This window comes from Deinococcus sp. KSM4-11, from assembly GCF_004801415.1.
GTDB lineage: Bacteria > Deinococcota > Deinococci > Deinococcales > Deinococcaceae > Deinococcus.
In genome coordinates this window covers 1,087,212-1,109,566 of the sequence record NZ_SSNX01000001.1, presented here as the reverse complement: position 1 = coordinate 1,109,566, position 22,355 = coordinate 1,087,212, and the positions used below count along the sequence as shown (strand labels likewise).

The 22,355-nt window shown below is 68.3% G+C and carries 23 protein-coding genes; 5 read left to right on the top strand and 18 right to left on the bottom strand.

The genetic code is table 11. The annotated features are described in order from the left end of the window. Window positions 1-355: 355 nt before the first annotated feature. The 3 genes from E7T09_RS05550 to E7T09_RS05540 are packed head-to-tail and all read left to right on the top strand — an operon-like array spanning window position 356 to window position 3,962. Complete coding sequence (locus E7T09_RS05550; protein ID WP_136388094.1) at window positions 356-628, top strand: hypothetical protein; 273 nt, start codon at window positions 356-358, stop codon at window positions 626-628. Further along, on the top strand, window positions 625-3,402 hold the full coding sequence (locus E7T09_RS05545) for a valine--tRNA ligase (RefSeq protein WP_136388093.1): 2,778 nt from the start codon (window positions 625-627) through the stop codon (window positions 3,400-3,402). Before E7T09_RS05550 ends, E7T09_RS05545 begins: the two co-directional genes overlap by 4 nt. A 59-nt stretch (window positions 3,403-3,461) precedes the next feature. Beyond that, a complete protein-coding gene (locus tag E7T09_RS05540; protein ID WP_136388092.1) occupies window positions 3,462-3,962 on the top strand; it encodes an AAA family ATPase in 501 nt (166 codons plus the stop codon). A gap of 18 nt (window positions 3,963-3,980) precedes the next feature. Here E7T09_RS05540 and E7T09_RS05535 read toward each other — a convergent pair whose 3' ends face one another. From E7T09_RS05535 to E7T09_RS05515, 5 genes are read right to left on the bottom strand one after another with little or no spacing between them, the layout of a single operon-like run. After that, a complete protein-coding gene (locus tag E7T09_RS05535; protein WP_136388091.1) occupies window positions 3,981-5,114 on the bottom strand; it encodes a cysteine desulfurase family protein in 1,134 nt (377 codons plus the stop codon). Between the two features lie 22 nt (window positions 5,115-5,136). After that, window positions 5,137-6,903, bottom strand: coding sequence for a PASTA domain-containing protein (locus E7T09_RS05530; RefSeq protein WP_136388090.1), 1,767 nt, complete (start codon window positions 6,901-6,903; stop codon window positions 5,137-5,139). A gap of 51 nt (window positions 6,904-6,954) precedes the next feature. After that, complete coding sequence (locus E7T09_RS05525; protein ID WP_136388089.1) at window positions 6,955-7,251, bottom strand: AzlD domain-containing protein; 297 nt, start codon at window positions 7,249-7,251, stop codon at window positions 6,955-6,957. Further along, window positions 7,248-7,952 (bottom strand): AzlC family ABC transporter permease, encoded by a 705-nt coding sequence (locus E7T09_RS05520; protein WP_136388088.1) that lies wholly within the window; start codon window positions 7,950-7,952, stop codon window positions 7,248-7,250. Before E7T09_RS05520 ends, E7T09_RS05525 begins: the two co-directional genes overlap by 4 nt. A gap of 51 nt (window positions 7,953-8,003) precedes the next feature. After that, window positions 8,004-8,840, bottom strand: coding sequence for an AraC family transcriptional regulator (locus E7T09_RS05515; RefSeq protein ID WP_168734709.1), 837 nt, complete (start codon window positions 8,838-8,840; stop codon window positions 8,004-8,006). 60 nt (window positions 8,841-8,900) lie between these two features. Here E7T09_RS05515 and E7T09_RS05510 point away from each other — a divergent pair, with 60 nt between their 5' ends. Beyond that, window positions 8,901-9,701: a MerR family transcriptional regulator gene (locus E7T09_RS05510; RefSeq protein ID WP_136388086.1), complete on the top strand. Its 801-nt coding sequence runs from the start codon at window positions 8,901-8,903 to the stop codon at window positions 9,699-9,701. 5 nt (window positions 9,702-9,706) lie between these two features. On the opposite strand, the gene E7T09_RS05505 is transcribed toward E7T09_RS05510, so the two are convergent. From E7T09_RS05505 to E7T09_RS05495, 3 genes are read right to left on the bottom strand one after another with little or no spacing between them, the layout of a single operon-like run. After that, window positions 9,707-10,402 carry an amino acid ABC transporter permease gene (locus E7T09_RS05505; RefSeq protein WP_136388085.1) on the bottom strand — a complete coding sequence of 232 codons (696 nt, stop codon included), beginning with the start codon at window positions 10,400-10,402 and terminating at the stop codon, window positions 9,707-9,709. A gap of 31 nt (window positions 10,403-10,433) precedes the next feature. Continuing rightward, a complete protein-coding gene (locus tag E7T09_RS05500; protein WP_136388084.1) occupies window positions 10,434-10,703 on the bottom strand; it encodes a hypothetical protein in 270 nt (89 codons plus the stop codon). Window positions 10,704-10,713: 10 nt separating this feature from the next. Further along, complete coding sequence (locus E7T09_RS05495) at window positions 10,714-11,475, bottom strand: ABC transporter substrate-binding protein (protein ID WP_136388083.1); 762 nt, start codon at window positions 11,473-11,475, stop codon at window positions 10,714-10,716. 153 nt (window positions 11,476-11,628) lie between these two features. Between E7T09_RS05495 and E7T09_RS05490 the strand changes: the two genes are divergently transcribed. Then, window positions 11,629-11,964, top strand: a complete 336-nt coding sequence (locus E7T09_RS05490) for a TlpA family protein disulfide reductase (protein ID WP_370293724.1) — start codon at window positions 11,629-11,631, stop codon at window positions 11,962-11,964. Here E7T09_RS05490 and E7T09_RS05485 read toward each other — a convergent pair. The 10 genes from E7T09_RS05485 to E7T09_RS05445 all read right to left on the bottom strand — a co-directional run bounded on the left by E7T09_RS05485 (window position 11,961) and on the right by E7T09_RS05445 (window position 22,354). Next, window positions 11,961-13,124: a permease prefix domain 1-containing protein gene (locus tag E7T09_RS05485; protein ID WP_136388082.1), complete on the bottom strand. Its 1,164-nt coding sequence runs from the start codon at window positions 13,122-13,124 to the stop codon at window positions 11,961-11,963. The two genes, E7T09_RS05490 and E7T09_RS05485, sit on opposite strands and share 4 nt — an antisense overlap. Beyond that, window positions 13,121-13,450 (bottom strand): PadR family transcriptional regulator, encoded by a 330-nt coding sequence (locus E7T09_RS05480; RefSeq protein WP_136388081.1) that lies wholly within the window; start codon window positions 13,448-13,450, stop codon window positions 13,121-13,123. Before E7T09_RS05480 ends, E7T09_RS05485 begins: the two co-directional genes overlap by 4 nt. Before the next feature lie 201 nt (window positions 13,451-13,651). Next, a complete protein-coding gene (locus E7T09_RS05475; RefSeq protein ID WP_136388080.1) occupies window positions 13,652-14,791 on the bottom strand; it encodes an NAD(P)/FAD-dependent oxidoreductase in 1,140 nt (379 codons plus the stop codon). 173 nt (window positions 14,792-14,964) lie between these two features. Then, entirely contained in the window at window positions 14,965-15,726 is a 762-nt protein-coding gene (locus E7T09_RS05470; protein WP_168734708.1) for a transporter substrate-binding domain-containing protein, read from the bottom strand. Beyond that, on the bottom strand, window positions 15,723-16,556 hold the full coding sequence (locus E7T09_RS22055) for an ABC transporter permease (RefSeq protein ID WP_205746943.1): 834 nt from the start codon (window positions 16,554-16,556) through the stop codon (window positions 15,723-15,725). The genes E7T09_RS05470 and E7T09_RS22055 overlap by 4 nt, the downstream gene beginning before the upstream one ends. Further along, a complete protein-coding gene (locus tag E7T09_RS22050) occupies window positions 16,553-17,539 on the bottom strand; it encodes an ABC transporter ATP-binding protein (RefSeq protein WP_205746942.1) in 987 nt (328 codons plus the stop codon). The genes E7T09_RS22055 and E7T09_RS22050 overlap by 4 nt, the downstream gene beginning before the upstream one ends. A 2-nt stretch (window positions 17,540-17,541) precedes the next feature. Next, window positions 17,542-18,417 carry an ABC transporter substrate-binding protein gene (locus E7T09_RS21835; RefSeq protein ID WP_168734707.1) on the bottom strand — a complete coding sequence of 292 codons (876 nt, stop codon included), beginning with the start codon at window positions 18,415-18,417 and terminating at the stop codon, window positions 17,542-17,544. A 95-nt stretch (window positions 18,418-18,512) separates the two neighbouring features. After that, window positions 18,513-20,183, bottom strand: coding sequence for a PQQ-dependent dehydrogenase, methanol/ethanol family (locus E7T09_RS05455; protein WP_168734706.1), 1,671 nt, complete (start codon window positions 20,181-20,183; stop codon window positions 18,513-18,515). Window positions 20,184-20,291: 108 nt separating this feature from the next. Further along, window positions 20,292-20,861 carry a ubiquinol-cytochrome c reductase iron-sulfur subunit gene (locus E7T09_RS05450; protein ID WP_136388496.1) on the bottom strand — a complete coding sequence of 190 codons (570 nt, stop codon included), beginning with the start codon at window positions 20,859-20,861 and terminating at the stop codon, window positions 20,292-20,294. 296 nt (window positions 20,862-21,157) lie between these two features. Further along, window positions 21,158-22,354 (bottom strand): MFS transporter, encoded by a 1,197-nt coding sequence (locus E7T09_RS05445; protein WP_136388075.1) that lies wholly within the window; start codon window positions 22,352-22,354, stop codon window positions 21,158-21,160. Between the last annotated feature and the right edge of the window lies 1 nt (window position 22,355).

Sequence of the window (22,355 nt, the reverse complement as noted above, 5' to 3'; positions counted from 1 at the left end):
CTGGTCGTTGCCCTGCAGCCGGGTGCGTCAATTGGCACATGCAGTCCGGGCGGCGGAACCGTATACTTCCAGGCGCAGTGACCGGGAAGAGTACCCGGGGGGCACCGACAGGGAGCCAGGGCCGCGATTGAGAGCCCCGGCCGGAACGCCACCGGCGAACGTCACCCGCGAGCATGACGGCAGAACTCCGCCAGGAAGGTAGAGCCGTCCGGGTACGCCCGTTACCGCGTGAAACGAGTGTCCCACATGCAGTGGGGAACAGCGGTGGTACCACGGGACAAGAGTCTCGTCCGCACACGGAGCACTCCGGCGGACGGGCGTTTCGCGGTGCCGGATCAGCGAGGGAGGTCAACGCATGGTCACGTTCTACCCAAGCCAGTACACGGCCCGCGAGGATAGCGTCGCGCGTGGCCTGCGCGAAAGTGCCCTGCTGGATGCGGGCGTACAGCTGCCAACGGGCGACGTCGTCCCCGGCAGAACCCCAGCGCTGGCCTCCGCTTGCGAACGGCCGATGGTGGGGGAACGGGTCGCCTTCCGCTGGTTCCCCCTCCATGCCGCCCGGCCCTGGCTGTCGCCCATTCACGAATTCAGGATCTTCCCCACGCCAATTCAGGAGAACCACGCATGACTGACGCCACTTCCATCTCGGCTGCCGATGCCGCCCCAGACACCGATTCCGCCCTGGCGAAGACCTTCGACCCGCAGACCGTCGAGCCGAAGTGGGCGCAGCGCTGGCGCAGCGAGCCGTTCCGGGCCGATGCCACCAGCGGCAAGGAACCGTTCACGATCGTGATCCCGCCGCCGAACGTGACGGGGAATCTGCACCTGGGGCACGCGCTGGACAACACCCTGATCGACACCCTGATCCGGTTCAAGCGCATGGCGGGCTTCGAGGCGCTGTACCTGCCGGGCATGGATCATGCCGGGATCAGCACGCAGGTGGTGGTGGAGCGGCAGCTGCGCGAGCAGGGCGTGTCCCGCCATGACCTGGGCCGTGAGCGCTTTCTGGACAACGTGTGGGAGTGGAAGGCCGAATCTGGCGGCATGATCCTGAACCAGCTGTCGCGCCTGGGCGTAAGTGCGGACTGGACGCGTGAGCGCTTCACCATGGACGAGGGTCTGAGCCGCGCCGTGCGCCACCAGTTCGTGAAGCTCTATCACGACGGGGCCGCGTACCGGGGCGAGCGGATCGTGAACTGGGACGTGGCCGCGCAGACCACCCTGAGCGAACTGGAGATCGACCGTGAGGTGAGACGGGGCAAGATGACCACCCTGTCGTACAAACTGCGCGATCCGCAGGCACTGTCCAGCAACGGCGAGCCCGGCGAGATCCGCATTGCCACGGTGCGCCCGGAGACGATCTTCGCGGATCAGGCCATCGCCGTGCATCCCACCGATGAGCGGTTCGCGCATCTGATCGGTCACGAAGCCCGCATTCCCCTGACCGACCGCTACGTGCCGATCATCGCGGACGACGCCGTGGAGATGGAGTTCGGCGTGGGTGCCCTGAAGATCACGCCCGCGCACGATCCCACCGACTTCGAGATCGGGGAGCGTCATGGGCTCGCCCGGCCCAGCGTAATCGACCTGACCGGGAACCTGACCGGCGACCTCGTGCCTGACGCCTTCCGGGGCATGGAACGCTTCGCCGCGCGCAAGGCCGTCGTGAAGGCCCTGACCGAATCCGGCGACCTGATCGAGGAAGAAGACCACGACACGGCCATCGGCCTGAGCGAGCGCACCAAGGTACCCGTCGAGCCGATCGTGTCTACGCAATGGTTCGTGCACATGAAGCCCTTCGCGCAGCAGGTGCTGGACGGCCTGGAGAAGGGCGAGATCCACCTCACTCCCGAACGCTACGCCAAGGTGAACCGTGACTGGCTGGAGAACATTCGCGACTGGAACATCAGCCGGCAGCTGTGGTGGGGCCACCAGATTCCCGCGTGGTACGACGATCAGGGCACGATCTACGTGCCGGATCCCGAGAATCCCGATCTGGACTGCGACCAGGATCCCCGCTACGCTCACCTGACCCTGACCCGCGATCCGGACGTGTTCGACACGTGGTTCTCCAGCAACCTGTGGCCGTTCAGCACCCTCGGCTGGCCGGACGTGGACAGCGAGGATTTCCGGAAGTTCTACCCCACGCAGGTGCTGGTGACCGGCTACGACATCCTGTTCTTCTGGGTGGCGCGCATGCAGATGGCCGGATATGGCCTGACCGGCCAGTCGCCCTTCAGCACGGTCATGCTGCACGGCCTGTACCTGGACGAGAAGGGCCAGAAGATGTCCAAGAGCAAGGGCAACGGCATCGATCCCCTGAACCTGTTCGACCAGTACGGCGTGGACGCCTGCCGGTTCGCCTTCGCGTTCCTGTCGACCGGCGGTCAGGACATCCGGCACGATCCCCGGCGCTTCGAGCAGGGCCGGAACTTCGTGAACAAGCTCTGGAATGCTGCGCGTTTCGCCCGCATGCGCCTGGGTGAGGCCACCGCCGCCCTGACCGGCACGGACGACCTGACCCGCTACGTGCGCGCCGCCTCCGAAGCGCCGACCGGGCCGATGCCACGCAGCCGCGACATCATTGCGGCCCTGAAGGAGCGCTCTGAACTGAGCCTCGCCGACCGCTGGATCATCTCCCGCCTGAACTCCGTGACTGCCGAGGCCACCGCGCACCTGAACGACTTCGACCTGGGGGCCGCGATCCGCGTGCTCTACGCCTTCACCTGGGACGAATTCTGCGACTGGTACATCGAGGCGGCCAAACCTGCCCTGAGCGCCGGCAACCTCGGCACCCTCGCCACGCTGAAGGCCGTGCTGGAGCACATCCTGAAACTCCTGCACCCCTTCATGCCCTTCGTGACCAGCGAGATCTACGCCTCGCTCGGGCACCGGCAGCAGCTTGCCGTGCATACCTGGCCGATCCAGCACGCTGAGCTGCACGACACGGCGGCCACCCAGGCGTTTACCGCGCTGCGCGCCGCCGTGGCCGCCGCCCGCAGCCTGAAGAACGAACTGGGCATGAGCCCGCAGGATCGCCTGAATGTCCTCGTCGAGGGCGACCTGGCCGGCACCGTGCATGACAATGCTGCCGTAGTGGAGGCCATCGCCCGCGTGACCCTGGTGCCCAGCCTGGAGGGCCGCACGCTGACCCTGGTCGAGCAGGGTGTGACGGTGCGGGCGCCACTGGAAGGCACGGTGGACATTGCCGACTGGCTCGGCAAGCAGAAAAAACGCCTCGCCGAGTTCGACAAGCAGATCAAGCAGGCGCAGGGCAAGCTGAACAACGAGGGCTTCGTGGCCCGCGCTCCGGCCGAGGTCATCGAGGAAGAAAAACGCCGCGTGGCCGACTTCGGCGCGCAGAAGGAGCGGCTGGAAGGGGTGCTGGCGCAGTTCAGCTGATCCACTGCCCGGCGGCCCGCTCCACCGTGGAGCGGGCCGCCTCCTTTACCCTGAGCGGCATGACCGCCTGCCTGTACCTTCTGATCGGTCTGCCCGGTGCGGGCAAGACGACCCTGGCCCGACGCCTGGAGGTCGAACACGCCGCGCTGCGCCTGACGCCGGACGAGTGGATGACCCCCCTGTTCGGGGCCGGAGAATCGGGCGAGAAACGCTGGGTGCTGGAATCCGTCCTGCTGTGGGGTGTGGCGGCCCGTGCCCTGGGTCTGGGCGTGAACGTGATCCTCGATTACGGCTGCTGGGCGCGGGAGGAACGCGACCTGTTCCGCACCCGGTCGGCGGCCCTCGGGGTGAACTTCGAGCTGCATGTGCTGGACGTGCCCCTCGACACGTTGTGGGATCGCCTGAAACGCCGCAACCAGCTGCGCCCGCCCGATACGTTTCCGGTCACGCGGGAACAGCTGGACGAGTGGGCCGGATGGTACGAGGTGCCGGGCGCAGACGAGCTGGCTGTCACGGACTCACCGCCGTTCAGCTCGCGGGTTTGGATCGTCGACCACTGAACGGGCAGAACGCGGTCGTTACGTGCGACTCCAGTTGGCCGCCTGAACCAGTGCCCTCGCCGCCTCGTCCACCTCTGTCCCTGTGGTGGCTGCGCCGAAACTGAAGCGCAGCGACGAGCGGGCGTCCGCTTCGCTCAGGCCGATGGCGGTGAGGACGTGGCTGGGCTGCATGGTTCCCGCGCTGCACGCGCTGCCCGCACTGGCGGCAATGCCAAGCATGTCGAGGTTCATCAGCAGGGCCTCGCCATCCGTGCCGGGAATGGTCAGGTTCACGACCTTCGGACTGCCGTCTGGCGCGTGGTTGAACAGCACGCCGGGAACGTCCGACACGGCCTGCACGAACCGCTCGCGCAGGATACGGAGGTGGGCGAAGGTCGCCTCGCGTTCCGCCTCGGCCACAGTCAGGGCCACGCCCGCCGCAGAGACACCCGCTGTGTCCTGCGTGCCGGGGCGCAGGCCGCCCTCCTGCCCGCCACCCAGCGTGACCGGAGCCAGCACCGTGCCGCGTCGGATGTACACGAATCCCACGCCGCGTGGCCCGCCCCACTTGTGCGCGCTGAAGGTCGCGAAATCCACGCCCCAGCCGGGCAGGTCGACCCGCAGGACGCCGGGGGCCTGCACGGCATCCGTGTGGTAGGGCACCCCGCGGTCTCGGGCCACGGCGCAGAGGGCCGCAGTGTCCTGCACGCTGCCAAGCTCGTTGTTCGCGTGGTGGACGGACACCAGGGCCGTGTCGTCCCGCAGGGCGCCCGCGAGTTCGACCGGATCGTAGCGGCCATGCCGATCCGGCGTCAGGAACGTCACCTCCCAGCCCTGCGCCTGCAACCAGCGGGCGGGGGCCAGAACCGCCGAGTGCTCAGTGGGCGTGGTGATCATGTGGCCAGGGCGGCTGTGTCTGTCCTGCCACGACCGCGCAGTACCGATCAGGACGTGATTGTCACCCTCGGTGCCGCCACTGTTGGCGATCAGCGTGCGCGGATCGACGCCGAACGCGGCGGCCACCCGCGCCCGGCCCTCTTCCAGACGTTCACGCGCCGCCTGACCGGCCGCGTGCACGCTGGCCGGATTGCCCGGCAGGGCTGCCGCGCGTGCGTAGGCGTCGAGCGCTTCCCGCCGCATCGGATGGGTCGCAGCGTAGTCGAGGTAGATCATGCCTTCAGGGCTATCACGGCGCTCAGGGCGTCACGGTGGCGAAATCCACGCCGTCCTTGCGGATGATGAACACGGCGTCGCCGGTCACGGGCGCCTCCGCGCTGGTGGCGGCCAGACCGCGCAGCACGCCGGCGTCGGCGGCCGGCATGATCTGCCTCTCGCCGTTTGCATCCTTCACGACCACGGAGTACGAGCCGTCGGGCAGGTTCGCCGGGAAGGTGTAGCGGAAGGTCACCGTGCGCGCGGCCGTGTCGGGCGTGGTTGCGGCGGGCGTGGCGTCGGGGCTGGTCGGGGTTGGGCTGGACGTGCCGGTCGTCGGGGCGGTGGTGTCCGGGGTCGAGGTGCCGGGTGTGGCCGGAATGGTCTCTGGTGTCACGGGAACGACCGGCGCCGTGGAGCCATCGGTCGGTGTGGTGGATGGTGTGGTCGTGGAATCCGGTGCGGGCGCTTCCGGCTGGGCCGGCACCTCCGGCTGCGCGGGTTCGGGCTGAACGGGGGTCGGTGGAACGTACACGGGCGGCAGCGGCAGGCTGTCGGCCGGGCGGCTGGGCGCGCTGTAGCGGGCGACGGCCACCGTGAGCACGACCGGACTGCCCGAGGCCACGCGCACGAAGGCGGCGGGCGTCTGCCCGAGCACCGTGCCCGCGTCCTTCTCGCTCGGCTGCTCCTTGACCTGCGTGACGATCAGCCCGGCGGCGCGGGCATGCTGCTTGGCCTGCTCGACCGTGAGGCCCGTGAGCAGCGGCAGCCATGTTTCCTTGCCGGCCACGCCGGTGCTCACCATGACCTGCACCTGCTGCCCACGCTGCGCGGACGAGCCGGGTTCCGGCAACTGGCTCACGATCCGGCCCTCCGGGGTGTTCGTGAGCGTGCCGTCGACCTTGATGACCTTGCCGAGCACCATGGCCCGGTCTTTCAGGGCATCCTTCGCCTGTGAGACGTTCATCTCCTCCAGGCGGGGCACCTCGGTGGCCGGGGGGTTGTTCACGGTCAGCGTGATCAAGCGGCCCAGGGGCAGATTGGTTCCGGCGGGCGGATCCTGCCGGATGATCGACCCGATGGCCCGTCCACCGGTCTGGCCCTGCGTGTACTCGACCCGGAAGCCCAGGGCGCTCAGCTTGCGGGCGGCCGCCTGCGCCTCCTGGCCGGTCACGTCCGTGACCTCACGTATCGGCGGATTCAGGTACGTCTGCGCGGCCTGCGCGCCCAGGTACCCCGCGCCCCCCAGGAACAGCAGGCCGGGCACGAAGGCCAGCCAGGCCCCCGGCTGCCGCGGGCGCCGCACCCGGCCTCCATTGAGCGAGGCGAGCGTCTGCGTGTTCAGGGCCGCCACGTTCTCGGGGGAGCGCGGCGCGTCCAGCGCATGCAGGAACGCGATCCGGGCGTCGTGTCCATCCACGACCACGTCCGCGTCGGGCAGGGCGTACCCGTGCTCGGCCAGCCGGGCGGCCAGAGTACGCAGGGCCTCGACCGCCTCGGCGGGTCGGACACTCTGGGCCAGGAACGCTGAGAGGGGCGCGCCGGCGATGGCCTGCCACACCGTGTAGTACGCGCCGGGACGCGCCACCACATCCGTCAGGCCCGCGGGGTTCAGGGCGCGGAGCACGGACCGGTAACTGTGGAACGCCTGGCGGGCGGTGGGGGTCGCCACGTCGAACCATGCGACCGTCCGGGTTACGCCCTGTGCGGCGCGCACCTCGGACAGGGTGACGTTGCCCTGGCGCGACAGTTCGCGCAACACGTCGTACTTTCCGTCGATCCTGGTGGGGGAGGGCGGGAGACTCGTCATGCGCCGCCCAGCATAGCGCGCCCAGGTGAGCGCTCCCGCCGTATGCCCGGATCACGCGCCGGCCAGCCGGGCCACCCAGTACGCGGCGAAGCCGCCCAGGATGCCCAGGGCCAGATTCCGCGTGCGCCACATCAGGGCCGCGCCCACCAGCGCGCCCACCACGCGGCGTGGCCACTCCGGCGTGCCGAGCAGCTCCGGGACGACCAATGCGGCGAACACGCTGACCGGCACGAAGCGCAGAAAGGCCAGCCAGAAGGGCGGCAAGCGCGTCCCTCCCAGCCGCAGCCCCAGCCAGCGCACCGGGTAGGTCACCACCCACATCGCAACGATCACCAGCAGTGGACTCATGGAGCGCTCCGGCGGGTGGTCAGCCACGCCCCCAGCAGCGCGCCGCCCACCCCGGTCAGCAGGATCACCAGACCGCCGGGCAGAAGGCGGGAAAGCCCCCACGCGACCAGTCCGGACCCCAACGCCACGACCAGCGCCATGCGGCTGGCCACCAGGGGCACCAGCAGCATCAGGAAGGCCAGCGGGAAGATCACGCCCACCCCCAGCGCCGCCGGATCCGGCAGCACCTGCCCGGCCAGGGCGCCGAGCAGCGTGGACGCATTCCACACGCTGTACAGGCTTAGTTCCGTGCCCAGCAGGAAGGCGAAACTCAAACCGCCCAGGTCGCGCGGGCCGTGAACCGTGCTCATGCCGTAGGCCTCGTCCGTCAGGAACTGCGCGGCCACCAGCCGTTGCCGGGGCGACAGGGGCAGGATCTGGGCCAGACTCAGGCCGTACAGGACGTGACGGGCGTTCAGCAGAAACGTCGTGAGGACGATCCCCACCGCCGACGCCCCGGATGCGAACAGGCCCGCCGCTGCGAACTGGCTGGCTCCGGCGAACACCGTCAGGCTCATCGCCTGGGTGTCCCACACGCTCAGGCCCGCGCCGCGCGCGGTGACCGCGTAGGCCACCGCGAACGGAACCATGCCCGGCCACAGGGGCACCATCACGCGGAAGCCGCGCCAGAAGGTCGGCCAGAAGGACAACGACTCGCTCATCGAGGTCAGGCTAGCGGGCGGGGCCGCCCGGCGTCTTGTACGATCCTGCCCTCACAGAGACCGCTGGTAGACGCCCGGCGTGAGTCCCACTACCCGCCGGAACACGCGGGTCAGGTGACTCTGGTCTGCGAAGCCTGCCCTGAGCGCCGCTCCGGCGACACTCTCGCCCGAGTCGAGCAGGGCGCGGGCCAGCCGGACGCGCGCCGCCATCTGGTACGCGTGGGGGGGCGCGCCCACGCTCTGCGTGAACGACCGGCTCAGGTGAGAGGCGCTCAGGCCCACCCCCGCCGCCAGGTCGCTCAAGCTGACGGCGGCCTCCGGGGTCGCGTCCAGCCGGGCCTTCACCGACCATACGGCCTCCGGAACCCTGGGCAACTCCCGGCCGATCCTGTGGTCGGCGTGGACAGACAGGTGGTCGATCACGCCGTGCAATACCGTCTCGCGCGCGAGGGTGGTCGCGTCGGCCGACAGCAGCGCCCGGTGCGCCCGCCTCAGCGCCCGGCTCAGGGCGGCGTCGGCCAGGACGTCGTTCCGGAAGCCGGCCAGGGGGCGCCCATCCGCGCCGACCAGCCAGTCTGGATGCAGGTACAGCACGCGGTAAGACCACCCGTCGGGCGTGACCGCCTCCCCCGTGTGCATTTCGCCCGGCAGCACGGTCGCCACCTCGCCCACGCCGGCCCGCACCTGCGCGCCCCGGTACCGGTACCGCTCGGCGCCCCGCTCGATCAGGGCCAGCGCCACAGTGTCGTGCGCGTGCGGCAGGTAGCGGTGGCTGACGAAGGTCGCCGACAGCAGCTCCACGCCGCGCAGCCCTGGGGGCCGGGTGAAGACCGCCCGTTCGCGCCCCGCCAGCGCCATGGTCTCCAGGTCAGTGGGCGGTGCGGTCATGTCAGCGAGCATACGCGGCCCCTTGACCCTCACGCCGCGTCAGGACGTACGCTGCCGGGCATGGAGGCCACCCCCACCCTCAGTACCGCCCACTGGACTGTGGGCGAGGTCGCCGTGCTCACCCGCGTCAGCATCCGTACTCTGCACCATTACGACGACATCGGCCTGCTGTGCCCACAGGAGCGCACCGACGCGGGCTACCGGCTGTACGGCCCCGCCGACCTGGCCCGGCTCTACCGCATCCTCACCTACCGCGACCTGGGCTTTCCGCTGGCCGAGATCTCCCGGCTGCTGAACGCATCGGGAGACGCCGAGGTCGCGGCCCTGCGCACCCAGGCCGCCCTACTGCGGGAACAGCTCGACCGCACGCGCATCCGCCTGGAGCAGGTTCAGGCCTTTCTGCGATCCGCCGAACGCGGTGAAGGAGTGCAGCTCATGACCAACGACGACATCAAACAGGTATTCGGGGATTTCGACCCGGAGCAGTACGAGCCCGAGGTTCAGCAGCGCTGGGGCGACACGGACGCCTACCGCCAGAGCAAGGCCCGCACCGCCCGCTACACGAAGGCCGACTGGGAGGCCGTGCGGGCCGAGATGGACGCCATCTCGGCCGCGTATGTGGCCCTGATCGACGCGGGTACCCCGCCGGACAGCCCCGCCGCCCAGCAGGTCGCGGCCCGGCACCACGCGCACATCCACAGCCGTTACTACGACGCGCCACCGGCCATGATGCGCGGCCTGGCGCAGATGTGGGTGCAGGACGAGCGCTTCACCCGGAACATCGACACGGCCCGAGCAGGCCTGGCCGCCTACCAGAGCGCCGCTGTGATCGCCTGGGCCGATGCCCAGGACGCGACCTGAACTGCTCAGATCACGCGGCGATCCGGGAGCACCTGTCCCCGGCTCTGGCGGCGCTCCAGCGCCCGCACCACGCGTGTGAGGGTGAAAGTCAGCAGGAAGTACACCACGGCCAGCACGGCGTACACCTCGAACTGCCGGTAGGTGACGCTGGTGATGTTCTTGCCCTGCGCGAACAGTTCCTGCAGGGTCACGGCACTGGCCAGGGAACTGCCCAGGATCAGCGACACGAACTCGTTCCCGAGGGCGGGCAACGCCACCCGCCACGCCTGCGGCAGCACCACGAAACGCAGGGCCTGCACGCGGCTCAGGCCCAGACTGCGCGCCGCCTCCGTCTGCCCGCTGGGCACGCTGGTCAGCCCGCCACGCACGATCTCGCTGGTATAGGCCGCCGAGTACAGGCCCAGCGCCAGGACGGCCGCCGGAAATCCATCCAGTGTGACGCCCAGCGCGGGCAGGCCGTAGTACACGACCGACAGCAGGACGATCAGCGGAATCCCGCGCACGACCTCCACGTACCCGTTCCCGACGAGGCCGAGCACCGGCACCCGGAACACCCGCACCACGCCCAGAACCGTGCCGACCACCACCGACACCAGCAGCGCACACAGGCTCACGGCCAGCGTAAGGCCCAGCCCCGACAGCAGCAGCTGGGGGTAATCGCCTGAAAGAATCGTCCGGAATCCCGTGAGCAGGTCGCTCATGCGCCGGTCAGTCTACGCTGCACGGCGCAGCTCACTCGCGGTCTTTCACATACTCGTCGTGAACCAGCTTCAGAAGGTCCAGCCGCGACGCCTGCGGGAATCGCCGGCGCCGGGCCGTAACTGCCCGCTCCAGCGCGCCCCTGTTCCCGCGCGTGAGGCGCAGGATGCGCTCTTCCCACTGCCGCTCCTGCACGCCCGAGAGCGGCCTGTATATCAGTGGCAAAGGGCCGCCCGCGCGGATGGCCCGCATCACCCCGTACACGGCCAGGGCCACACCTAGAACCATCAGCAGCGTCAGCACCCGCCCACCCTTACTTCTGGACGATCCACTTGTTCAGCAGGGCCTGATACTCGCCGTTCGCCTTCAACCGCGCCAGGGTCTTGTTCGCCGCCGCCGCCAGATCGCTGCCCTTGGCAAACACCATGCCGTAGTCCTCGGCCGCCAGATCCGCTCCCGCCTTGTCGAACTGCCCCGGCAGGCGCTTTTTCAGGTCGTCCACCGTCGGCGCGTCCCCGATCAACGCCGCGATCCGGCCCGCGCGCACGTCGGCCAGCCCGGCAGCGAAGTCGTCGTACACCTTCAGGGTCGCGCCCTTGGGCTTGAGCAGGTCGTTCGCCGTGAACTGCCCGGTGGTGTTCGCCTGCACCCCGATCGCCTTGCCCTTCACATCGCTCGGCCACGCGAACTTCCCAGGATTGCCGGCCTTCACGATAAAGACCTGCGCCGAGCGGTAGTACGGCCCGCTGAACCCCACCACCTTCCCCCGCTCCGCCGTGATCGTGATGCCACTCATGGCCATGTCCACCCGTCCGGACGTCACCGACTGCGGCATCAGCGCCCCGAACCCCACCGCGCGGATCTCCAGTTTCACGCCCAGATCCTTCGCCACCGCCCGCGCGATGTCGATATCGAAGCCCTGGATCTGCCCGTCCGACCCCTTGAACTCGAACGGCGCGAAGGTCGGATCGGTACCCAGCACCAGCACGCCCTTCTTCTTCACATCGGCCACGGACGCTGCGAGCGAGACAGACGAGACCACCAGCACCGACAGGATCATCAGGGAACGCTTCATGCCGCCCAGGATAAAGCCCGGGTACCCTGAACCGCATGGACTGGCCTGCCCCCGCTGACTTCATTTCAGGCGACCCGGTTCCTCCGCCGACCAGCTGGACACGGCCTGGCCTGCTCATGACCTTCAACCTCGAATGCCCCGGCTGCGTCTCACGTGGCCTTCCTCAAACGCCTGCACGCCGAATTCGGCGACTCGGTCACGCTCTTGGCCGTTCACACTAGCTATGGCCACCGGTTGCTGCCCAGGGAAGACGTGGTGCCCACCCTAACGAAGTTCGCCCGCGACTATGCAAAGCTCCCTTGCCCTGTCGCCCTTGACGTCTCGGGCGATCTCGCCCGCGCGTGGCAGATCGAGGGCACGCCGCACTGGCTGGCTTTCGCGCCCGGCGGCGCCTTGATCCGCAGCGTGTACGGCAGTCAGGACAACGCCCAGACCAGACTCCAGTACCTGCTGGAGGAATGGACTGGGCGCCGTGAGGGCGTGGATTAGCGGGCGTCGGACGTGGCCTGGGCCGGGACGAAAATGCCGGATCTGAGGTCGCTCACAGGGAGGTTGGTGACGCGGACGAGGAGGGCATTGATGCGTCCGCCCGAGGGGTAGGGGCCGAGCTGATCCAGGCTGGACACGAAACGGACATGGTCAGGCGCACGGTCAAACGTCACCGTGCCGTCTGGCGCGACTGGCGAAAACAACGTCACGTAGTTGTTTCCAGTCCGTTTGAGGACGGCCATCACGACCTCATCGGGTTTCAGGGTGGTCTGAACGCGTTGCTTGGTGCCTGGAACTGTGTCATCCCAGGTACTGTAGTTGTTGAGTGTGACGCTGGTTCCCTCGGCTGGTGGTGTGCCGATGAGGGTGTTGACAAGTTCCGAACTAAGTCCGTTGTAGAAATTCTGTCCCAACTGCTGGCTTCCACTTCCGAAATTGATGCGGAGGCCACCAACAGTCAGGACGGGCTGCTTATATCCACTGAGTGTGATGGCATTGGGACGAGCTGAAGTCATCAGCGAGGATGCCAACGGAGAGGCGTAGTAGTACCTTTGCTGGTTCACCGTGAAGTAGGTGTCGGTGGTGAACCAACCTGCACCCGGATAGCTGACCTTCAGGCGGCCGTCCTTGAGGATCGTTGTCTCGCCTCCCTGTGCCTGAACAACCTTCTGGAGGTCGGTGTGCCGCATGAAGACGCCTTTCAACGGCTGGCCAGATCGGTAGCAGGTGACGCCGTCTTTCTCGCTGATGATGTGCAGGTTGGGATCCCTGGGATTAGTTCCACGGACGCATTGCGGTTTGGCGGGTACCTCAAGTACAACGGGGAGTTCGATGGTTGGAACGTTTTCACCCCCTCCGGCCAGCGCATAGATGCCGGTGCTGACGACGAAGGCGAGGCTTCCGGCGGCAATCAGTAGTTTCGGCGTGGTATAGACCTTTGCCATGCCCAGGGTCACGCGGGCGGGCGGGCCGAGTTCCCGGATCGCCTGGGCCAGGGCCTGAGTGGGGTCAAGGCCGGTCAGGGTGAGGTGGTCGGCGCGCGTCAGGACATGTTCTTCCAGCTCGTCCCACAGTTCCTGTCGGCAGGCTTCGGGCAGGCCCCAGGTGGCGCGGCGCAGATAGGCGCCCAGGGCATCGGGCTGGGCGACTGTGGTGGTCACGTGCCGGTTCCACACAGCCGATGCACGGCGCTGGTAAAGGCGTTGAATTCCTGCCGTTTGGATTCGAGGAGTGCCCGGCCCTGGTCGGTGATCGCGTAGTACTTGCGCGGCTTGCCGTTGCGCCCGGCCTCGCCGATCAGGGCGCCCAGCAGGCCGTCGTGTTCCAGGCGGTGCAGGGCAGGGTACAGGCTGCCCTCCTTGAAATCAAAGTACCCGCCGGTGCGGTCTCTGGCTTCTTGAATGATGGCGAAGCCGTACAGGGGCTGGTGCTCCAGGATGGTCAGCAGGATCAGATCGAGGTTGCCGCGCAGCAAGTCGGGATTCATGGAGTCTCCGGGTGGGCGTGGGTGGGGGTTTGGCCGCGTGGCGTCCCGCGTGGTTGCCGCCCCTGCATAGCTATGTCTGTCTACATAGTCTGCCTGGGCAGCCGCCTTGTCAAGCCCAGCCGGCCTGGGTATCACCACACACTATCCGAGGCAACGACAAAGGCTGGAGCACGTGGCCCCAGCCTCAGTCCGAACGACCAATCAGTCGATGCTGACGCGCCAGCGCCATTCGGACGCGCGCTTCATGACGTGTGCGAGACCACCGGTCATGGCGAGCTTCTGGTTCCACGGGAGCTTCATCCAGCCGACGGCCATCAGGCCGCCGAGGCTCACGAATTCGCCCAGGGTGGTGGGCTCGTAGGGTTCCAGCTCCTCACCGCGTGACTGGCGCATCAGGTTCTTGCCGGTCAGACGGCCCTGCTGCCCCGCGTGCTGCGCGGTGGTGGGAACGGGCTTACCTTCCTGGTTCAGCCCCAGGCCCATGTCCCCGACGATGAACACTTCCGGGTACCCCTTGGCCCGCAGGAATTCATCCACGACGATGCGCCCGCCGGGGCCTTTCTCCAGATTTGCACCCGTGGTGATGTCGCGCGCCTGGATGCCGCCGGTCCAGATGATCTTCCCGGCGGGAATGACCGTCTGGGTGCCGTCGGCCTGCTGCACGGTCACGCTGTCGGCGGTGGCCTGCATGAGGCGGTGGCCGACGAGCACGTTGATGCCGTACTCCTCCAGGGTGCGCATGGCCTTGCCGCGCAGCGCGTCATCCAGCACCGGCAGGATCTTGGGGCCAGCCTCGACGAGGTGGATTTTGAAGGGCGGCAGGCCGCGTTCCTTGGTGAGCAGCGCGGCCCGCTGGGCCAGCTCGGTCACGAGTTCCACGCCGGTCAGGCCGGCGCCACCGACCACGATGTCGCGGTTGCCCTTGTAGTCGCTGCTGTAGGCGCGGTTCACGAAGTTGAAGATCTCGTCGGCGTCGCTGAGCTGCTTGAGTTCCGTGGCGTTCTCGGACAGGCCGGGAATGCGGTAGAAGTTCGTGACGGAACCCAGGCCGATGACCAGCGTGTCGTAGGTGAGCACGCGGCCATCCTTGAGCTTCACTTCCTTGTGGTCGAGGTCGACGCTGTCCACCTGCGCCTGTTCGAGGTTCACGCCGGTGCCCTTGAGAAGCGGGGCGAGCGGCAGGGTCACGCGGGTGTTGTGGGCCGCGGCCTCGTGCAGGCGCGTTTCGAAGGTGTGGTAGGCGTTCTGCTCGATGAGCAGGCTGTCCATGTCGGGCGTGGGCTTGAGTTTCGTGGCCACGGCGAGGCCCGCGTAGCCGGCACCAAGAATCAGGGTCTTCATTCAATATCTCCTGTGAACAGATTCACGAGCAGGGGTGGTGGTGGTCACCGCCCGCAGAAATCCGCTGGGATGGAACCCAGCTTTCACCGAGTGTACACCCTCCATAAATGGCGTCTGTCGCACCCACAACTGTCTTGCCCAGACGAACCCGTCGCCCGGTTCGCCCTCCCGATTCAGGGCCGGGGCAGGGCCGGAATCACGGAGAGCACCTCGCGCTTGAGCGTGATGTTGTTCTTCCACATCCCCAGCGCGAGCGTCTGCTCCGGGAGGCCGCCGATCTCATGGATCGAGCTGCCCGGTACCTGCCCTTGCAGCCACGTCACCTCGTCCCTGAGGGCCAGGACGCTGTCGCGCTCGCCCGACCGCAGCGCCGCGAGGGCGTCCACCGCCGACGGGTAGGCCAGGAAGTCCAGGCTTTGTCCGTCCGCCCACGCAAAGGCGTCATCGGCAGCCAGGCCCCAGTGGTTCGTCAGTACTGCCAGATGCTTCGGCGCGGCACCGGTCGTGAGCTGTGCCCAGCCGGTGCGCGCGTAGGGGAGCACCTGCATCAGCCCCTGCGTCTCGGCATTCACGATGATGCCGCCCGCCAGCAGGTCGCACGATTCCGGCCGCACGCCCCAGTCCACCGGATCCGGCGAGGTGCCCCACGCCGGCTGCACATTCCAGCCGACCGGGACGCCCACCCGCTTCGCCACGCGGTCGATCATGGCGGCTTCACGGCCGGTGGCACTGTTTCCGTCGCTGCTCACGAAGGGCGGCAGGCTGGGGGGCAGGCACACGTTCAGCACGCCCGCCGCCTTCACGCGCGCCAGCGAGTTGTCCGGCGGCAACTGCCGCAGCGCGAGATACGCCAGCACCCCGAGCACGATGAACACGGTGCTGCCCGCTGGCCGCCAGGCCCGGCGCACGGGGGGCGGTGCGGGCGGGCGGCTCACCGCCGGAACTCCCGGAACGACAGGGTACACGCCAGGGCCGTCAGCACGAGCACCACGCCCACGTCCAGGCCCAGGTTGTGCTCGTGGTAATCGATGATGAAGTGCCGCAGCAGATCGATGGCGTACGTCAGGGGATTGGCGCGCACCAGCAGCACCAGCCACGGCGGAAACACCTGCTGCTGCTGCTGCACGCTGAGGCTCGGATCGAGCGGGAACACGCTGCTGGCCAGGAAGTACAGCGGCAGGATCAGGGCGTTGCTGAACACCCCGAAGCCCTCGAAGGACTTCAGCCGCGACGCGATCAGCAGGCCCACCGCCGTGAACGACAGCGACACCAGGAACATGGTGCCCAGGACGCCCGGCAGCACCTGGGGCGGCATGGGCACGTCCACGTACGGCCCCAGCAGCAGCACCAGTCCGCCCTGCAACGTGGCGACCGTCGCGCCGCCCAGCAGCTTGCCGAAAAACACCGCGCTGCGCGGTACGGGCGACGCGAACACCTCGCGGAAGAAGCCGAACTGCCGGTCGTAGATCAGGCTCACCGCCGACTGGATGCTGGGGTACAGGATGTTCAGTACCACCACCGCCGGGAAGATGTACTGCATGTACGTGAACGGCACCACGAAGGTCGTCTCGCGCAGGCCCGTGCGGAAGTACGGCGTGAGGCCTACTCCGAAGATGATCACCCACAGCAGCGGCCTGGAGAACGCGCCCACCAGTTGCCCGCTCTCGCGCACGCTGCGCTTGACCTCGCGTGACCAGATGGCGTACAGGCACGCCAGGTAGTAGCGCCCGCCGGTCGTCGCCCCGCCCAGCTGCTGACGGGTCAACGGAACCCCCGGCCATCGGTGGGCGACACGCGGGTCGCGCCCACCACGGCGCGTTCCTCCCGCAGCGCCCGCCCGGTCAGGTTCAAGAACACGTCCTCCAGGCTGGCGGCCTGCACGCTCAGGCCCGTCAGGCGCGGCAGGTCCGGGGCGAGGCGCGCAAGGATCGGCGCGGGATCGGCCACGCGCAGCCGCAGGGTGTCGCCCGTTTCCTCGACCATCGCGCCGGGCACGCCGCTCCGCACCTCGGCGCGCAGGTCGTCCGGCACGCCGCGCAGGGTCACGACCATGCCGCCCAGACTTTCGCGCAGGGACTGCGGCGTGCCGAAGGCCAGCACCTCGCCCCGGTCGATGATGGCGACCAGATCGGCGTCCTCGGCCTCCTCGATCTGGTGGGTGGTCAGCAGCAGCGACAGCCCGGTGTCGCGCCGCAACGCCTGCAGGTAGGACCACACGGCGCGGCGGCTCTGCACGTCCAGCCCGGTCGTCGGCTCGTCCAGGATCAGCAGATCCGGATCGTGCATCACGCCGCGCGCGATCTCTAGGCGGCGTTTCATGCCGCGCGACAGAATCCGCGCCGAGGCGTTCTGCCATTCGGTCAGTTCGACCACGCCCAGCACGTGTTCTGCCCGCTCCTGCCGTTCCCGCCCGCGCAGTCCGTAGATGCGCCCGTGAAAGTCGAGGTTCTCCAGCACCGTCAGCCGCTCGTCCAGGCTGGGTTCCTGAAAGACCAGGCCCAGCCGCCGCCGCACCGCCGAGGACTGCCGCCGCACGTCCAGCCCCGCGACCTCCAGCGTGCCCGACTGCAGGGGCAGCAGCGTACTCATCAGCGAGACCAGGGTGCTCTTGCCCGCGCCGTTGGGGCCGAGCAGCGCAAAGAAACTGCCGCGCGGTACCGTGAAGCTCACGCCACGCAGCGCCTGCACGTCCCCGTAGGCGTACTGCACGCCCTGCACGTCGATCACGGCCCGATCGGTGGTCGTCACGGTCAGTTGTCCTTGAAACTCTCGGACTGCGGCCGGGCATCTGACACGCCGGCCACCGCGACGCCCGGTCGGTTCAGGCCGTACTTCACCAGCAGCTTCTGCACTTCGCCCCGCTGGATCAGGCGGGTGATCGCGCCGTCCACCTGTGTGCGCAGGCTCGGCCGATCGCGCCGCAGGCCGTAGATGATGTACCACGTCATGTTCGGCAGCCCCACCACTGGCTGCGCACTCAGGCCCACCTTCTTCAGATCGGGCACGCGCGGGTACAGCTGCGAGGCAAAGGTCATCCCGACCCTGGCCTTGCCGGTCTTCAGGTCATCGACCAGCCGCGCGGCGGTCTCCACCGGCCGATCCGTGAACTGGTCGCGCCGCGTGGCGTACATGAAGTACGCGGGCAGCCCATTGCGTTCCATGCTGATCGGCATGGTCTTCGGCAGCTGCGCCAGGTTGGCGACCTTGGGATCGTGGCTCACGAACAGGTAGCTGACCTTCAGGTACGGCCGCGTGGCGTACATCTGCTCGTCGGCCGGATAGTCGAAGGCGGGCGTGGTGCTGCCCACCAGCCCGGGGTAGATGTCGCAGCGGTGCGCGAACAGCCTCATCAGCTCGGTGCGGTCCAGCGGTTGCGGCGCCGTGTCCAGATCCGGCAGCGGCGTGCGGTGCACATAGAATTCCGCCTTGCGGCCCAGCGAGCGCGCCACGGCGACCGCCAGGTCCTGCTCGAACTTCCAGATGGGGTTCTGCTGATCCAGGCAGAAGGTCATGGCGCTGCCGCTGCGCAGCGGCCCGATGGTACTCGTCGGAGAGTTCGGATCCTCCTGCGCGCCGCCCACGCTGGCCAGCGCCAGAGTCAGGATGACCGTGATGAAGCGTTTCATGTTCCTCCAGGAGTCGGAGCGGTTTCGAACGGAAGGGGCGTGCGCACGTGGAGTTGCCCCCACCCGCGCACGCCTTCAGATCGCGCCGCTCAGGTTCAGTTGACCGCGAAGACCCACAGCACGCCGCCGCGCGGCACGTCCTTGGTCAGCTGCGCCATCGGGCCGGCCCACAGCGGGATCGCGCCGCCGTAGCCGCTGAACACCGCGACGTACTGCTTGCCGTTCACGGAGTAGCTGATCGGCTGCCCGATCACGCCCGAGTTCGTCTTGAACGACCACAGCTTCTTGCCGTTCTTCGCGTCGAAGGCGACGAAATCGCGATCGGCCGTGGTGCCCGTGAACACCAGGCCGCCGGCCGTGGTGAGCACGCCGCCCCACAGCGGGGCCTTGAAGGTCTGGTGCCAGACCTGCTTGCCGGTCGCGGGATCGACGGCCTGCAGGTTGCCCACGTAGTTCAGGTTCGGCACGGCGTTCAACTCGAACTCGGCGCCCACGTAGGCCTCCCCGGCGGCGTACTTCGTCTGCGCGCCCTTGATGGTCATGCACCACTCGTTCGACGGGATATACACCAGTTTCGTCTGGGGAGAGTACGCGACCGGGTGCCAGTTCTTGCCGCCCAGGAAGCTCGGGCAGGAGTTCACCTGCTTGCCGATGTCCGGCCGGTGCTGCGGATCCCAGATCGGACGGCCACTCGCGTCCAGGCCCTTGTAGGCCGTGACGGTCACGTACTTCTCGGCGTTCAGGTACTTCACGCCGCCGCCCGTGCGGTCGAAGCGGTACAGGTACCCGTTGCGGTGTGCGGTCACCACGCTCTTGGTGCTCTTGCCGTTCACCATGGTGTCGATCAGCACGGGCTCGTTCACGCCGTCGTAATCCCAGGCGTCGTTCGGGGAGTACTGGAAGCCCTGCTTGATCTTGCCGGTGTCGGCGTCCACGGCCAGCAGCGAGGAACTCCACTTCAGGTCGTCGGTGGTCTTGCGGCGCGGATCCATCCACGGACTGGGGTTGCCGGTGCCCCAGTAGATGGTCTTGCTGCCCGCGTCGTACGCGCCGGTCAGCCAGGTGGGCGCGCCCCCCTGCGCTTCGGCCCCGTTCGGGTAGGAGCCCTTCATGGTGGTGTAGGACTTCCACATGCTCTTGCCGGTCTTGGGATCCATGGCCTCCAGGAAGCCGCGGATGCCGTACTCGCCGCCGTGCACGCCGGTCACGAGGTGCCCGTTGGCCATCAGCGGCGCGGACGTGATCGTGTAGCGCTTCTTGTAGTCCTCAATGGTGCGGTCCCAGACGATCTTGCCTGTCTTCGCATTGAAAGCCAGCATGTGGGCGTCCAGGGTGCCCATGAACACCATGTCGCCGTACACGGCCACGCCGCGGTTCACCACGTCACAGCAGGAGGTGATGTCGTCCGGCAGTTCACGCTCGTACTTCCAGATCAGGGTGCCGGTCGTGGCGTCCAGCGCGAACAGTTTGTTCATGGGCGCCGACACGAACATGACGCCGTTGTTCACGATGGGCGCGGCCTCGTGGCCCTCGGTCTGCCCGGTCGAGTACGCCCACACCGGGGACAGTTTCGCGACGTTCGCAGGGGTGATCTTGTCCAGCGCCGAGTAGCCCCAGTTCATCGCGTTGCCGCGCGTGGACAGCCAGTTCGCGGCTTCGGGCGTGGCCAGTCGGGCGTCCGTCACGCTGGAATACGCGCTCATCTGCGCGGACGCCAGGCCCAGCAGTGACACGCCGACGGCGAGCAGCGCACCAAGACGGGCCATTTTCCCAACATTCTGCGATCCCTTCATGTTCCTCCCTTTTGCCGGCGGAAACCGGCCCTGCACTGGCGCGTCCCGGACAGCCCGGGCGGAGACGTGGTGGGCTCAGTCCTACTTGGGGCCGATCCTGCCGGTGAAGCCGGCCTTGGCGACCACCTGACCGCCCCCGTCAAGCTTGATGGGCAGGGCGGGCAGCCGCTTGGGCGCCGGACCTCCCAGCACCGTGGCGTTGTCGGCCGGATCGTAGATGCTGCCGTGGCAGGTGCAGATAATGTTCCCGGTGCCCTGCCCGATGGAGCCGATCTCCTTGGCCGGGCAGCCCTGGTGGGTGCAGACGCTGGAGTACGCGACGATGTCGCCCGCCGCGTTCGGCTTGCTGCTCGCCTGGATCTTGCCACTGGCGAGTTTCACGAGCACCACGCCGCCCTTGGTCGCGTCGCGGGGCTTCTTGGTCTTGGGATCGACGGCCACCGCCCACACGGCGGTACCGACCTTGAGTTCGCTGGCCTTGACGGGTTTGCCCTGGTTCGGTCCATCCTGGTGCAGCAGCAGGTCGCTGGCCTTGGCGGGGTCAGTGGCGGTCTGGGCGCCCGCGCGGCCCGGCCCGGCGATGACGCTGGCGGCGCCGGCCGCAGCCGTGAGTTTCAGGAACGTTCGGCGGGTGGGGTAGACATCAGTCATGGGTGAACTCCATACATGCCCCTGCGCACGGCAGGGCGGTGTGGCCTTAATCCGGACGGTCGTTTGTAAGATCGAAGTTCACTGTAGGCAGTCCGGGTTGGGAGTGGGTTGGACGCCCGGAGGCACATACGGAGGGGTCAATTCGGAAGGGGATCGCATACGTAGGTGGCCGGAAGATGGGTCTTCGCCACCGAACCCCACCGTGCGGGCACCCGTTCAGCTCATCAAAATCAGGCGGTGGGGGAGACGCCGGGCCACCCGGCGCGACGTTGAACCGGACGTCGGCTCCACTCCGTTCAGCCGCGTCCGCCCGCGATCCGCGCCGCGTCCGGCGTGGCCCGCAGCGCCCGCATGGCCAGCGCGCCGACCAGCGGCCCCACACTCCACAGCAAGAAGATGCCGCGCCAACCGATACGCGGCTCCAGGGCAGGCACCAGGGCGATACTGACGGCAGTCAGGGTGAAACCCAGGGCGAGCTGCGCGGTCATGGCCGTGCCCACGTAGGCCGGGTCAGCGATCTCGCTGACGATCGTGCTGAACTGCGCGGAGTCCGCGATGATCCAGAAGCCCCAGAACACGCTGATGCCCAGCACCACGGCGGGCGGCGCGTTCACCAGGATCGCCAGCAGCGCGGCGCTCCCACCCGAGAGCCACATCGACAGTTCCGTCACGCGGGTGCGGCCCCAGCGATCCCCCAGCAGTCCACCCAGCACGCAGCCCAGTGTGCCCACCCCCACCACGACGAAGGTCGCCAGGGCCGCGCGCTGCGTGACCCCCGCGACGCTGGGGCCGCCAAGCACGCCGGTGAAATAGAGCGCGAACCACGTCCACATCGCGTACAGCTCCCACATGTGCCCCAGGTAACCCAGGGTCGCCAGGGCGGGGCCACGGGTGCCCAGCACCCGCCACGCCTGCGCGGGCCGGAAGGGCGGGGCTGGCGCGCGGTACGGGCCGGGGCCGACCAGGGACGCCACCACGCCTCCCAGAACGGCCAGCCCACTCGTGACCGCGATCACGGCCCGCCAGTTCGCGCCGCCCAGGCTGTTCACGAGGTGCGGTGAGGCCGAGCCGAGCGTGAGGGCACCCACCATGACGCCCAGCGCCAGACCGCGCCCGCGTGTGAAGTACGCGGACATCGCCCGGAGTGCGGGCGGGTACACCAGCGCCAGCGCCACGCCGACCAGGGCGCGCAGCGCGAAGGCCACGCTGCCCGTGTGTACCCCCAGCAGGGCCACGTTGGCCGCGCCCGCCGCCACGGCACCCAGCAGCATCAGCCGCCGGGTGGGCACGCGGTCCGCAAGATTCAGCAGGGCGCTGCCCACGGCCCCGACCACGAAGCCCAGTTGCACGGCCAGGGCCAGCCATGAGCCCGCCTGCGGACTCAAGTGCCACTCGGCGCGCAGCTGCGGCAGAACCGCCGCCGCCGAGAACCACGGCGCCATGCTCAGCACCACGGCCACGCCCAGCAGGCCCAGGGCCGTCCAGGGGCGCATG

Coding starts and splice junctions, on each gene's coding strand:
- E7T09_RS05550 (WP_136388094.1), top strand. CDS start 356: ATGGTCACGTTCTACCCAAGCCAGTACACGGCCCGCGAGGATAGCGTC.
- E7T09_RS05545 (WP_136388093.1), top strand. CDS start 625: ATGACTGACGCCACTTCCATCTCGGCTGCCGATGCCGCCCCAGACACC.
- E7T09_RS05540 (WP_136388092.1), top strand. CDS start 3,462: ATGACCGCCTGCCTGTACCTTCTGATCGGTCTGCCCGGTGCGGGCAAG.
- E7T09_RS05535 (WP_136388091.1), bottom strand. CDS start 5,114: ATGATCTACCTCGACTACGCTGCGACCCATCCGATGCGGCGGGAAGCG.
- E7T09_RS05530 (WP_136388090.1), bottom strand. CDS start 6,903: ATGACGAGTCTCCCGCCCTCCCCCACCAGGATCGACGGAAAGTACGAC.
- E7T09_RS05525 (WP_136388089.1), bottom strand. CDS start 7,251: ATGAGTCCACTGCTGGTGATCGTTGCGATGTGGGTGGTGACCTACCCG.
- E7T09_RS05520 (WP_136388088.1), bottom strand. CDS start 7,952: ATGAGCGAGTCGTTGTCCTTCTGGCCGACCTTCTGGCGCGGCTTCCGC.
- E7T09_RS05515 (WP_168734709.1), bottom strand. CDS start 8,840: ATGACCGCACCGCCCACTGACCTGGAGACCATGGCGCTGGCGGGGCGC.
- E7T09_RS05510 (WP_136388086.1), top strand. CDS start 8,901: ATGGAGGCCACCCCCACCCTCAGTACCGCCCACTGGACTGTGGGCGAG.
- E7T09_RS05505 (WP_136388085.1), bottom strand. CDS start 10,402: ATGAGCGACCTGCTCACGGGATTCCGGACGATTCTTTCAGGCGATTAC.
- E7T09_RS05495 (WP_136388083.1), bottom strand. CDS start 11,475: ATGAAGCGTTCCCTGATGATCCTGTCGGTGCTGGTGGTCTCGTCTGTC.
- E7T09_RS05480 (WP_136388081.1), bottom strand. CDS start 13,450: ATGAATCCCGACTTGCTGCGCGGCAACCTCGATCTGATCCTGCTGACC.
- E7T09_RS05475 (WP_136388080.1), bottom strand. CDS start 14,791: ATGAAGACCCTGATTCTTGGTGCCGGCTACGCGGGCCTCGCCGTGGCC.
- E7T09_RS21835 (WP_168734707.1), bottom strand. CDS start 18,417: ATGAAACGCTTCATCACGGTCATCCTGACTCTGGCGCTGGCCAGCGTG.
- E7T09_RS05455 (WP_168734706.1), bottom strand. CDS start 20,183: ATGGCCCGTCTTGGTGCGCTGCTCGCCGTCGGCGTGTCACTGCTGGGC.
- E7T09_RS05450 (WP_136388496.1), bottom strand. CDS start 20,861: ATGACTGATGTCTACCCCACCCGCCGAACGTTCCTGAAACTCACGGCT.
- E7T09_RS05445 (WP_136388075.1), bottom strand. CDS start 22,354: ATGCGCCCCTGGACGGCCCTGGGCCTGCTGGGCGTGGCCGTGGTGCTG.